Genomic DNA, 12,572 nt, shown 5'->3' on the forward strand with positions numbered 1-12,572 from the left:
TTGTTTTTTGCTAATGTACAGACGTGCCATAGCACGTCTGTACAACTAAATAACTAACTATGCTGCCATTCATCAGGTCAGACTTAGCCCAATTTACAGCTTACAAACCTCACCCCAGTAGCGATACTGCTCAACCGATTCAACCATCAATCCAAATTGACCGCCTAGATACCAATGAAAGCCCTTACGATTTGCCACCACAGATAAAAGAAAAACTAACTCTGACTTTCGAGCAACTTATTGAGACGAACCGTTATCCTGATGGTGGACATGAAACACTTAAAAGTGCGATCGCTGAGTATGTCAATGAATCCGCTCACCTTTCGCCATCTGTGTTCACTCCTTCCCATATTTCTGTTGGCAATGGTTCAGATGAACTGATACGCTCGATACTCATTGCCAGTTGTTTAGGAGGAGAGGGCTGCGTTCTGCTCGCTCAACCCACTTTTTCTATGTACGCTATTTTAGCGGAAACTCTCGGCATTCCTGTAGTAAAGGTAGGTCGAAATGAAACGAATTTTGAAATTGATTTACAAGCCGCTCAATTAGCCATAGAACAGACTCAAAATCCTCCCATCCGGGCAGTTTTTGTTGTTCATCCCAATTCACCCACTGGCAATCCTTTAACAACAGCAGAGTTGGCATGGATCAGAAGCCTGAGTGAGCATATTCTAGTCGTTATTGATGAAGCTTACTTTGAATTTAATCAGAACACCCTGATTGGTGAATTATCACAGCGTCCTAACTGGGCGGTATTACGCACATTTTCTAAAGCTTTCCGGTTAGCAGCATTGCGAGTTGGCTATTGCCTTGCCCATCCTGAATTTATTGCCATCTTAGAAAAAGCTCGCTTACCCTACAATCTTCCCAGCTTCTCATTAACAGCGGCAACGGTTGCACTGCAAAACCGTACACTCCTGTTGGAGTCAATTCCCCAAACCCTGATTGAACGAGCCAAACTCATCCAAACTTTATCTCAACATTCTACATTACAAGTTTGGGAAAGCGCGACTAACTTTGTTTACATGCGTCTCAAACCAGATGGTTCTCACTCTCAAGACGCTGCTGTAAAAAATCTTCACCAAAATCTGAAAGCTGCTGGCACTTTAGTGCGGGAAATTTACGGAGGATTGCGAATTACTGTAGGGACTCCAGAGGAAAATACCCGGACACTCAATCGACTACAAGCTGCCTTAGTTCATTCAAATAGCTGAATTTTTATCTTTGATTGCCATTCACGTAGGAGCGCTCTGTTCCCACTTATTAAACTCTCGTAAGTGTTAGATAAGATATCACGTTCATCTCGACTCAAGTCGTATCTTACATCAAAGCAAAATACAGCTATAACTTAGTAATCAAATCTGCCTTGCACGTCACTGCCCAAACGGCGTAATATCCCTACCGTTTGTGGCAAAACACCCACTAAAAGGGCAAATGCCTCATCTGGCAATTGGGCAACCATTTCTGGCGGAAAGTATTGTTCAAATTGGTCTAGTATCTTCTGGACTCGCTGCCCTGGTACTGGGTTTTCTGTAATTTGTTTTATTAACCGAATCCACTGTCTCCTAATCAAGTAGGCTTTCTGACGTTCCTCATGAGATTCAGGAGTCAATAACGACAGGTTGCCTATAGGCAATACTCCTCGACAATCACGGTCGTAATCACCGCCCACAGCTGCCCCAGGACCAGCAAACTCAGCATGATAGCCTTTGAACAGTATTAAACCATTCCGCCTACGACTGTTGACCATGAAAACCTTTCCACTGAGCAACATGGTTAGTATATCCGAGCCATAGGAGCGCTCAGTTCCATCTGGCATGACAAGATAGTCAAGGAAACTGGTGTCAGGATAATAAGTCGATACCATAGTAGTCTGATAGCGTCGGTGCTTTTCGCTATCCATCTTTTCTCGAACTTTGAATAAATTTGGTATTTGTCTGCACTTCAGATAGAGAATCAATGTGTTGTGAAATCAACGTTTTGATTTTTTCCTACTATCAAGAATTGAGTTTGTCAATTTGAGTAAGAGAAATGAATAGACCTTGTTAAGAATTGAGTGATCATATTTTATGAGATTTAACTGAATTTGTCTCCAACTGTAGGAGTCCTTTTTTTAAAGTTTTTATAAAGATTGCTTCTCTTGAATAAAAATTTATTGTAAGGATTTGAATAATTATTTAGCGTATTTTCCCTGATGTCATAATAACAGCCTATTTTATAGAAACTATTGGTTATTTAGTTTGTTATTTAAATAGTAAATTAATAGTCACGTATAAATACATAAAAGTTTCAAAAAATAATTTTATAGATTTTTGTTTTCATATGTTAACTAATATATTTGCCTAAAAATTCTGAATCAATTTTTCTTAAACGAAAAACATAGATTCTGATAATAATAAAGAACTAGTTAAATTAACAAATTAACGAACATTTTTTTATAGCTATATAGGTATATAAAAATTATAGTAATTTTTTAATGATAATTGCTTAAGTATATTTGCTTAAAATAAGTTAACTTTATCATAAAAATATTCTTTCCAGCAGCGCTTGTATTCTACGCATGGTGAGTAAGCAGACGGTTATACTCTAGTCCCCATCAAATAGCTTGATTGTGCATACGTGAATATGGGATAATATCGATACACTAAAAACACTGCTTAAACTTGCAGCAAAAATTATTAGAATTCTCAACTAAACGCCATAAGCCTTACTAAGAAGGGAATTTAGATAGTTAAGTTAACATTTAGGCGTTTGTGCAAGAGAATTTGGCGTGAGCGTCTTAAGAAGAATGTATTCAAATGGGATTCTACTTTATGCACTTGATATCCCAGCTTAAAATAGAGATGTCGTGCTTGATGGTTATTTTCTAAAACGTGGAGGTATAAATCTTGGAATCCCCAGGAAAGAGCAACTTTTTCACAAGCTATCAGTAACCCAGAAGCAGCACCCTGCCTCCTATATTGTGGGTGTACAGCTAAATTAGACAAGTAAGGACAACTCCTACCGACTTGCATCCAAGAATCACTAAAACGCATACCCAATTCTACAGTTCCAACTAAACTGCTTGCGGCATCAGCAGTCGTGTCAACAGCAACCAAACAAACCTGATGAGGCGCAGGAGATGCCAATCGATGCCTTAAGTCTTCGTATATACCCAAACGCAATAAAGGAAAAAGCCACCCTAATAAACCACTCTGGGAGTGAAAGCTTTCAGCAATGATTTGGGCAACACTAGTCAAATCAGGAGGTGTAGCCGCACGGATTTGGAATTGGCAGGAAGCTGCAAGAGCTGCGGCTAAGACTGGTTCTTGATGAGATGAGTGAAAGAACGAGGGGTTCAAGGCTAGTTTAGTTTTGATTTTATGCAACAGAAATATTTTCAAATATCCTAAAACACCATCAGACCTATATGAAAAAACTTTAACTTGGGTCATGGATGCTGAATATTGTCCTTATGTAGTTACGTCCAGAGCGTAGCCACAAGCCACTGTTCTCAGTACGATTCTGGTTTCTGTTACTGTAGCAGATTATTTGTAGGATGAAGAAATGACTCAATGCAGTAAATTGCCCTCAGACTATAAGTCTGGGGCTACACAAACAAAGCCTGCCTACGCAGGCTGTAATTAGTCCGCGCAGGCGGACTTCGCTTGTGTAGCCGCGAATTTTATTCGCCAGTTATTTTTGCAAAATTAGGATGCTCCCGAGTAGATAAAATTTTTCTTACCTTCGCTGTAACATCAGAACTCCTAGCTAATTGATCATCACTCGGGATGAACTGGGACTAGTTAGCCAGACAAATAACAACAAGCAATAAGGCAGTGCTACACTTACTCAGAAACCCCAGTCCGCTCAAGTGGGGGAACCATGCACGCCAGTCGCCTGACGGCAAGTTCCAAGGGCGGGGGGAACCCTCCGTGCCTCCTGTAGAGGAGCTGAGCACCAAAAGCGCACGCACTCGCGTTCGCTAACGCGCAGTGTGCCAGGAGGAAAGAGGTGCTCACCACGCGACTGTCTCCTGAGGACTTATGGCTTAGTATGACACAATCGGTTGCTGACAAAACTCCTATTCCAGATAAAGCATTGAGGCGACACAGCGATCCACAAACCAAGTGGATCGCTGTAGCCACAATTTCCGTGGCTCTCCACTTGCTGCTATTCTGGCTGCTGCGCTCATATTCGTATAATCTTTTATTACAACGAAGTTCTTCAAATCCTGTCTCAGTAGATTTTGTGGAGATTTCTTCACGACGAAAAGCGCCATCAAAAGCAAAACCAGTTTCGCCAAAAAGAGCTTCCACAACTCAGAAGTCGGCTGTAGCGAGGTCATCAAAGCCTGTTGCTCAAGAGAATTTAACAGCAAAATCTACATCTACTGTAGAAGATAGCAACGCGATCGCTTTGACCAACACTAACAAAGCGAGAACTTCTCAACCTAAGGTAGATATAACCCCGCCATCCTCCCAAAGACCGATTTTTGAGCAAAAAGAAGCACAACCTAAGCCTCAACCTGCAACATCTGAACCAACTCGCCAACTGGAGCCGACGCCTTCACCAACCCCTTTCGACAACGAAACGCCAGAGCCGACGCCTTCACCAACCCCTTTCGACAACGAAACGCCAGAGCCGACGCCTTCACCAACCCCTTTCGACAACGAAAACCTAGAACCGACACCTTCGCCTAACACTGCTGACAGTACAGATACAGACACTCAAAATCAAGCAAATCAGGAACTAGGTGAGCAAAATCAGGCTTCTAAGCCGCAAAATAACACCACAGATTCAACTCCTACTGATTCCTCAGCCGAAACAGGTGAGCAACCGCAGCCACCCAGCGATACAGGTACACCTGAAATCCCCGGACAACCTGATGGTGAAGTCACTGTTGGAAAGGGAACCCCATTAGAAGATATTGCTCCACCAGTAAAACCACAGCAGTCGCCACTGGATGAGCAAAAAGGGGGAGGAGTTGCGTTAGCAACTTGGGAGATAGAAGCTGATGCTATAAAGAAGGATATACAAGACAACCCGCCTCAAATTGTAGGAGACATTAGGGAAAAAGAACTGGAGTTTCTTGCACTCAATAGAGAACTCGGTGATCAGCCTATAGAGTTTAGAGCTGTGTTGTTGATTGATTCAAGTGGCAACTTGAATAGTATATTGTTAGACCCTTCTCTAAAAATTCCCGAAGCTCAAGCAACACAATATCAGGAATACGCTGAGGAAATTTTCAAAGGTCAAAAATTTATTCCAGCAAGCAATGATAATGGAAACAACCCGCCCTTGAGTGAGCTTGTTGTACGTATCAGAATACAACGTAAATCTCCCTCGTCATAACTCAATACTTGGCATCTGACTAGAATAGTGTTATGCTATAATGGTTGGAAATTTGCGGGCGTAGTTTAGTGGTAAAACTATAGCCTTCCAAGCTATTAATGCGGGTTCGATTCCCGCCGCCCGCTTAAGTGACAATAAAATAGTTTCCAGGTTGACCCTAGAAACTGGAAGCATATTCTTAGGCATAAGAATTGCAGCAAAACGAATGTGCAATCTTCAACCAAACTTACCGCTGACGTACTCTCTGGTGGCTTCTTGTTTGGGATTCTGGAAAATTCCCTCTGTGCGGTCATACTCTACAAGGTAGCCGGTACGACCTCCTTTTTCGGAAGTTTGGACGTTAAAAAAGGCTGTCATATCTGAAACCCGCGAAGCTTGTTGCATATTGTGGGTAACGATAATGATGGTGTAATGCTCCTTGAGTTGGTGCAGCAAGTCTTCAACCCGTAGCGTGGAGATGGGGTCAAGAGCAGAACAAGGTTCATCCATTAAAATAACTTCAGGCTGAACTGCGATCGCACGGGCAATACACAAGCGCTGTTGTTGTCCCCCAGATAAAGACAAACCACTTTGCCGTAGCTTGTCTTTCACTTCATCCCATAAAGCTGCTTGTTTGAGCGATCGCTCTACCAATTCATCCATATTACCTTTGTAGCCGTTCAGTTTGGGTCCAAAGGTGATATTGTCATAAATTGATTTTGGGAACGGGTTTGGTCTTTGAAACACCATCCCAATTTGACGACGCACTACCACAGGATCGACGTGAGATGCATACAAATTCTCACCTTGGTAATAAACGTTACCTTCAGCCCGAAACCCATCAATGAGGTCGTTGAGGCGGTTGTAACAGCGTAGCAAGGTACTCTTGCCACACCCAGAAGGTCCGATTAAGGCTGTTATTCGATTTTTAGGAATCTCAAGCCAAATATCTCGTAATGCCAAGAAATTGCCGTAGTAGACGTTGAGTCCCTCTGTACGGAAAACGGTATCAGTTTGATTTCCGTTTCTAATGTCAGTTGCCATAAATTTACAGATTTTCTTTTAACTAGAGTTAAACTTGCAATTTGCTTTACCTATTGAATTTTGCGACTCGTCGCCCAGCGAGCAATAACACTGGTGAGTAGAACCAACAACACCAAAATCAAAGACGCCGCCCAAGCTAGTGACTGCTGGTTTTTAAACGGAGAAATTGCGAAGTTGAAAACTAAAACCGCAAGAGAGGCAGTGGGCTGGAATAAAGCATTAGGCCAGTATTGAGAGAATAAAGCAGTAAATAGCAAAGGTGCAGTTTCTCCAGCTGCGCGGGCGATGGCTAAAGTTGCCCCAGTGACAATTGCCGGAACAGCTGCTGGCACAACTACCCATGCAACAGTTTGAAAGTTAGTCGCACCTAATCCCACAGCTGCTTGTCGCAAATCTTGCGATACTAACTGCAAGGCTTCGTCAGTTGTTCGGACAATAATCGGTAGCATCAAAATAGACAGAGCAAATCCCCCAGCTACAGCCGAGAATTGATCTGTTGCATCTACCACAATACCGTAAGCAAAAACTCCAGCAATGATTGAAGGTACTCCGCTCAGAACGTTGGTGGCAAAGCGAATCCCACGGGATATATTACCAGAACTAAATTCGGTCAAATAAATTGCTGCCAAAACTCCAAAGGGAATGCTAATTAAAGCTCCAATCCCTACCATAACTACCGTTCCCAAGATGGCATTACCAAAACCACCTCCTTGTACAAAAGGTGGTGGTGGCAATTCTGTAAATATACCCGGTCTCAGACTACTTATACCTTGGATAATGACGTAAGACAGGACCGCTATCAAAGGTAAAAGAGCCAATATTCCGCAGATAAAAGCTAGAACTGTCATCACCGTGCTAAACAGCGTCCGGGGAGATGTGGGGGAGCGAGATAGGCTGCCAGAAAATCCCGTAGAGGGATGGTCACTAGAAGTAGAAGTCATGATTTAATACACCCAAATACTACAGTCGCTTCACTCGCAGAACGATTAACTCTGCCAAAATGTTGACTATCAGGGTTAAAACAAATAGAACTAACGCGGCATACATGAGAGCGCTAACTTGCAGATCACTTGCTTCTGCGAATTGGTTTGCCAACAAGGAAGAAATCGTATTAGCTGGTGCAAATATCGAGGGATTAATGACGTTGGCGTTCCCAATGATCATCGTGACAGCCATTGTTTCTCCCATCGCCCGACCTAGCGCCAACATCACAGCACTTACAATACCTGAGAAGGCAGCTGGAATGAGGACTTGGAAAATCGTTTCCCACCGGGTTGCTCCCAGTCCCATAGCAGCTTGGCGTAAACTCGGTGGTAGAGAAATCAGTGCGTCACGGGAGATAGCTGTAATAATTGGCAAAGTCATAATCGCCAAGATAACGCCTGCTGGGAACATTCCTGGTCCTGTAGGAGGAGTACTAAAAATTGGTAACCAACCTAAACTAGCGTTGAGCCATCTTCCAACGCCTGTTGTCAGGGGAATCAATACGAAAATTCCCCAAATGCCATAAACAACACTGGGAATAGCTGCTAATAGTTCTACCAAGAAAACCAGTACCGTTCGTACAGGTGAGGGTAGAAAATTTTCACTTAGTAAAATAGCAGTGCCAACGCCAATTGGTACTGCTATCAGCAAACCAATAAAAGCACTCACCAAAGTACCATATACTTGCGGTAGCACTCCGTACTGATTATTGACTGGATTCCAAGCGCTTTTTGCTAAAAAGCTAGTACCAAACTCTTGGATGGCAGGCATTGCCTGAATGCCAACCAGTATCGCAATCCACAATAAAATGGCTGCAACAGCCAGTGCAAAAATCCGAGTCAGCCAAATAAAGCCTCGGTCTACTGACTTTTCTACTGTAGAGCGAGGTTTAACTGTTGGTTGACGATTCTCGGCTTGTGTATTCATGAATGACTTCACCCATCAGCTGGAAAAAATGTGGGAGCGAACCACATGAGTCAGTAGTCTTTAATCATTAGTCATAAGTTTTGACTTTTGACTTTCACTTGACTTTCACTCTCGTGCTACTTGCTGGCGCTAGCACCACCGCTATCACCGCCTACGGCAATTTTGTAATCTGGACTGATAGCATCAGCTGCTGCTGCAACTTTTTTCACAACGTTTTCAGGTAAAGGAACGTAGCCTAGTTGTGGAGCAGCTTTTTGACCCTCTGTCAAACCATATTCAATCATGGCTTCTACTGCTTTGGCTTTTGCCGCGTCAGGATATTTCTGATAAGCCAAAATCCAACTGTAGGTGACAATGGGGTAAGAATCGTTTCCTTCTGGATCTGTAATAAAGGCACGGAGATTTCCTGGCAATTCTACGGCATCCAATGTTTTAGATGCTGATTGTTCATTTGGTGTCACAAATTGACCTGCTTTATTTTGCAAAGCAGCATAAGAAAGTTTATTTTGTTGAGCGTAGCCGTACTCAACGTATCCCATCGAGCCTTGAGTTTGCTGTATTTGGGCAGTCACACCTTCATTGCCCTTTGCACCAACTCCTGTAGGCCAGTTTACAGTTTTGCCACTGCCTACTTTGGATTTCCATTCTGGACTCACAGCACTAAGGTGTTGCGTGAACACACCCGTGGTACCACTGCCATCAGAACGATGTACAATTGTGATTGGCGTGTTTGGAAGGTTAACACCAGGGTTCGCCGCAGTGATTTTCGGGTCGTTCCAAGATTTAATAGTGCCTTGGAAGATGCCGGTATACACGTCCCGTGGAAGTTTTAGTTCTTGTACCCCAGGCAGGTTGTAAGCTAGCACAACGCTACCAGCAGTCATAGGCAGTAAAAGGACACCCCTTTCCACCTTCTTGATTTCTTCATCGGTCATGGCAACATCGCTAGCACCAAAGTCCACAGTGCCTTTGGTAAATTGCTCCACTCCGGCACCGCTACCAACTGACTGATAGTTAACTTGTAGATTAGGATATTTCTTGTTTAAATTGCTGAACCAAGTTTGGTAGAGAGGTGCTGGGAAAGAAGCACCAGCGCCAGTTAATCTTACTTGTCCACCTAAGTCGAGTTTGGCTGGACTAGAGGCTGTTGTATCAGTAGCAGCACCAGGAGAGGCTTCTCCAGTAGTTGTACCGTTTTGCGCTTGTTGCTCACCGCAAGCAGCCAAGCTCATAGCCAGTGCTACTACTGAAATTGTTCTCGTTATGCGAGAATGATTAGTCACAGGGTTACCGAAAAGCATGGTTGTGTAGTTTTAGGGATTTTCCAGTTAAGCGTTTATACTATACAGCTGTTGAGTAAAGATAAGGTTAACATATATGGGAATAACTACTTTTTCTCACCCCTAATATTACAAAATTTCATCTTTTTGACTGGGGAAAACTTTCTTGCTGCAATCAGTTAATTCGGAAAACAAATAATACATTAGTACATTAGTTTTAATGTCCCCTAGACAAAAACAGGTTACACAACGATGCTAAGGTAGAAGACTTATCAGAATGAAGGATAAAAAATTACAATTAGATAGCTAAATGTGTTCAAATTAGCATTTGAAACCGAGTTTAAATTTATAAAATGGTAATCCAACTGAAATTTAAGTAGATTATGACAGAAGAAAGCATGGAGCAAGAAATATCAATTTCTGAGCAAAAGCCTTTGCTTACCTCCTGTCGTTATCCAAGCAGTTGGTTAAAAGAATATATTCCTACTCTAGGAAAGTAGCAAAAGTCTGGGTCAAGCAGAGCTTGGCAAATTTTAATTTTTTTTTATTTTAAAATTGAAAGTGGGCTTTATTTGAGCAAAAGAACTTTTTGCTACTAGTTAACTCTAGGTGGTTTAGGTAAGGGCTTACCTGTGCGTTTTAACTCCATAATAGACTGCTTAATAGCGTTGCTTTACTGCTTAACAGCATTTTACATAATTTGAGGGTCAAGTTAGCCTGATCTATGTATATTTGCCAACCAGAGATTAAATATTAAAATAATATTTATTATTTTCACTTTTGTACGAGAGTCCTTTGTGTGAGTGCCTTGTAAATGCTAGCTGCATCCAATCAATTACTTTGGTCTATGATTGGCTTACTGCTGACGATGGGTGGTACGTTTCTAGAAGCTCATGTCACCACCTTACCTTGGAATTGGAGTCAGCAGGGAATTCATACTTCTTCTCTGGGTGTCACCTATCAAATTGGCGGGGTGCTGCTAGTTGGTTGTTTAGGAGGCAAGAATGCTGGTGCGCTCTCGCAAATCGCTTATTTAGTTATGGGCTTAACTTTGTTACCTGTGTTTGCCGACGGTGGCGGCATTGGTTATGTTAAGCTGTCGCAGTTTGGTTATTTACTCGGATTTATCCCTGGAGCTTGGATTTGTGGATTTTTTGCCTTTAAAGCTAGACCTAGACTAGAAACACTCACCTTCAGTTGTTTTTGTGGCTTGTTAACTGTCCACTTGTGCGGTATTACTTATTTGATTATCAGTTATGTTTTTCAATGGAAAGGAACAGAAACTCTGTCTCTGATGCAAGCAATGTTCAGATACTCCTGGTTGGCGCTCCCTGGACAACTAGCTGTGGTCTGCGCTGTCGTCGTCATAGCCTATGTGCTGCGTCACCTGATGTTTTACTAATCATTAGTCATTAGTCCTGATTCCTTTGCAAATGACCCTTCGGCTGATGCCGCAGGCACGCCTGACAGCTTATGCCTGCGGCACGCTTTGCGCTTACGCTAGTCGCCGTGACAGTTGGAAACAAACTTGGCTGCGCTGGCTCACAAATGACATCGCCATGCATTTAAAAAATCTCCTCTTCTGGATTGCTGCCTTCTTAGCTTTTTTCTTAGACCAACTGACAAAATACTGGGTAGTACAAACCTTTAACTTAGGACAGACACAAGCAATGTTACCAGGGGTATTTCACCTGACCTATGTCACCAACACTGGTGCAGCTTTTAGTTTGTTAACAGGAAAAGTAGAATGGTTGCGCTGGCTATCTTTGGGAGTGAGTTTAGCATTGATAGCACTGGCATGGTTTGGTCCAATGTTAGATTTTTGGGATCAACTAGGCTATGGTTTTATTTTAGGCGGAGCCATTGGTAATGGCATCGACCGATTTATTCTAGGCTACGTTGTTGATTTTCTTGATTTTCGACTGATTAACTTTCCAGTGTTTAATTTAGCAGATGTCTTCATTAATATCGGTATTGTTTGCTTGCTGATTGCTACTTTTCAAAAGACACCCACTTCAAATCGTAGATCGTGATGAAAAGGAAAAGGTAAAAGTAAAAATCTTTCGTTTCTACTTTTACCTTTTCCTTTTGTACTGACTATACTCTAAGGTATATTGGCATTATATTATACCAATTACCGTTGTAACTACTTCGCTCCACCTGTGCTTGGATCGGTTGTGCTGCCTGGCATGGGAGAAGTACCGCTTGGATCACTTGTGCTGCCTGGCGTAGGAGAAGTACTGCTTGGATCGGTTGTGCTACCTGGCGTGGGAGAAGTACCGCTTGGATCGGTTGTGCTACCTGGCGTGGGAGAAGTACCGCTTGGATCGGTTGTGCTACCTGGTGTAGCAGGATTGCCAGTAGGAGGCGGGGTAATTTCAGTCGTGCCGCTAGGAGTGCCTGTGGTGCCAGGGTCAGCTGGCGCTGTACCAGGTACACCTGAGCCGCTAGGGACGGTGCTGTCAGGAGTGCCTGTTGTACCATCAGGCGAAGTTGTTGGAGTTTCGCCACTGGGGGTGCTAGGGTTCCCTTCTGGGGCTGGGGTCACTTCAGTCGTGCCACTAGGGATGCCTGTGGTGCCGGGGTCATTTGGTGCTTTGCCTGGTATAGCTGTGCTGCCAGGAACGGTGCTATCAGAGGGATTTGTTTGTGTTTCAGTACTGCCAGATGGGCTTTGTGTAGATGTTGAGCCACCTTGACACCGGGAGTTGAGAGGGTAATTTTGACACAAAATTTTCATTCCCTCTGGTGAAAGTTTGATTTCCCCGGATGAGCTAGAGGGTTGTTCGCTTGATTGAGAAATCAATAATTTAGCTGACTGGGCAACAGCAACGTTGCTGGTTAAAGCCAGAGTTAGGGCTGTACCAATAAGGGTCAAATACTTCCCGTTCATATTACTTAACCTCAACACCTTAGCGGAGTACTCCGGTTATTAAATCAGATATTAGCCTTTACAAAATCATCCTAAATGAAGATATGTCTTTTTGATTTGAAATATGCTTATCTGTTATAATAGGAAAATTT

Annotated in this window: 11 protein-coding genes and 1 tRNA gene; 5 read left to right on the forward strand and 7 right to left on the reverse strand. The window is 42.9% G+C overall.

Annotated features, from left to right (window positions below):
• Nucleotides 1–59 precede the first annotated feature (59 nt).
• Complete coding sequence (locus tag MAS10914_RS0110635) at nucleotides 60–1,214, forward strand: histidinol-phosphate transaminase (RefSeq protein WP_017315917.1); 1,155 nt, start codon at nucleotides 60–62, stop codon at nucleotides 1,212–1,214.
• A gap of 134 nt (nucleotides 1,215–1,348) precedes the next feature.
• Here MAS10914_RS0110635 and MAS10914_RS0110640 read toward each other — a convergent pair whose 3' ends face one another.
• Nucleotides 1,349–1,903 carry a hypothetical protein gene (locus tag MAS10914_RS0110640; RefSeq protein ID WP_017315918.1) on the reverse strand — a complete coding sequence of 185 codons (555 nt, stop codon included), beginning with the start codon at nucleotides 1,901–1,903 and terminating at the stop codon, nucleotides 1,349–1,351.
• Between the two features lie 820 nt (nucleotides 1,904–2,723).
• On the reverse strand, nucleotides 2,724–3,434 hold the full coding sequence (locus MAS10914_RS0110645) for a GNAT family N-acetyltransferase (RefSeq protein WP_017315919.1): 711 nt from the start codon (nucleotides 3,432–3,434) through the stop codon (nucleotides 2,724–2,726).
• A 559-nt stretch (nucleotides 3,435–3,993) separates the two neighbouring features.
• Between MAS10914_RS0110645 and MAS10914_RS34070 the strand changes: the two genes are divergently transcribed.
• Together MAS10914_RS34070 and MAS10914_RS0110655 are read left to right on the forward strand one after the other, a co-directional pair.
• Complete coding sequence (locus MAS10914_RS34070) at nucleotides 3,994–5,334, forward strand: hypothetical protein (RefSeq protein WP_017315920.1); 1,341 nt, start codon at nucleotides 3,994–3,996, stop codon at nucleotides 5,332–5,334.
• A gap of 54 nt (nucleotides 5,335–5,388) precedes the next feature.
• Nucleotides 5,389–5,459: transfer RNA gene (locus MAS10914_RS0110655), tRNA-Gly, on the forward strand.
• 91 nt (nucleotides 5,460–5,550) lie between these two features.
• Here MAS10914_RS0110655 and pstB read toward each other — a convergent pair.
• The 4 genes from pstB to pstS form a co-directional block, all read right to left on the reverse strand.
• Nucleotides 5,551–6,357, reverse strand: a complete 807-nt coding sequence (gene pstB, locus MAS10914_RS0110660) for a phosphate ABC transporter ATP-binding protein PstB (protein ID WP_017315921.1) — start codon at nucleotides 6,355–6,357, stop codon at nucleotides 5,551–5,553.
• Nucleotides 6,358–6,407: 50 nt separating this feature from the next.
• A complete protein-coding gene (pstA, locus tag MAS10914_RS0110665; protein ID WP_033365108.1) occupies nucleotides 6,408–7,298 on the reverse strand; it encodes a phosphate ABC transporter permease PstA in 891 nt (296 codons plus the stop codon).
• Between the two features lie 19 nt (nucleotides 7,299–7,317).
• Nucleotides 7,318–8,268, reverse strand: coding sequence for a phosphate ABC transporter permease subunit PstC (gene pstC, locus MAS10914_RS0110670; protein ID WP_017315923.1), 951 nt, complete (start codon nucleotides 8,266–8,268; stop codon nucleotides 7,318–7,320).
• 116 nt (nucleotides 8,269–8,384) lie between these two features.
• Entirely contained in the window at nucleotides 8,385–9,569 is a 1,185-nt protein-coding gene (gene pstS, locus MAS10914_RS0110675) for a phosphate ABC transporter substrate-binding protein PstS (RefSeq protein ID WP_017315924.1), read from the reverse strand.
• Nucleotides 9,570–10,362: 793 nt separating this feature from the next.
• Between pstS and MAS10914_RS0110685 the strand changes: the two genes are divergently transcribed.
• Both MAS10914_RS0110685 and lspA read left to right on the forward strand, forming a co-directional pair.
• Nucleotides 10,363–10,950: a biotin transporter BioY gene (locus tag MAS10914_RS0110685; protein ID WP_017315926.1), complete on the forward strand. Its 588-nt coding sequence runs from the start codon at nucleotides 10,363–10,365 to the stop codon at nucleotides 10,948–10,950.
• A 157-nt stretch (nucleotides 10,951–11,107) separates the two neighbouring features.
• Nucleotides 11,108–11,581 carry a signal peptidase II gene (lspA, locus tag MAS10914_RS0110690; protein ID WP_026082471.1) on the forward strand — a complete coding sequence of 158 codons (474 nt, stop codon included), beginning with the start codon at nucleotides 11,108–11,110 and terminating at the stop codon, nucleotides 11,579–11,581.
• A gap of 113 nt (nucleotides 11,582–11,694) precedes the next feature.
• On the opposite strand, the gene MAS10914_RS29955 is transcribed toward lspA, so the two are convergent.
• Nucleotides 11,695–12,441, reverse strand: a complete 747-nt coding sequence (locus MAS10914_RS29955; protein WP_017315928.1) for a hypothetical protein — start codon at nucleotides 12,439–12,441, stop codon at nucleotides 11,695–11,697.
• Nucleotides 12,442–12,572: the final 131 nt, after the last annotated feature.

Origin of the sequence: Mastigocladopsis repens PCC 10914, from assembly GCF_000315565.1 — a bacterium.
Taxonomy (GTDB): Bacteria; Cyanobacteriota; Cyanobacteriia; order Cyanobacteriales; family Nostocaceae; genus Mastigocladopsis; species Mastigocladopsis repens.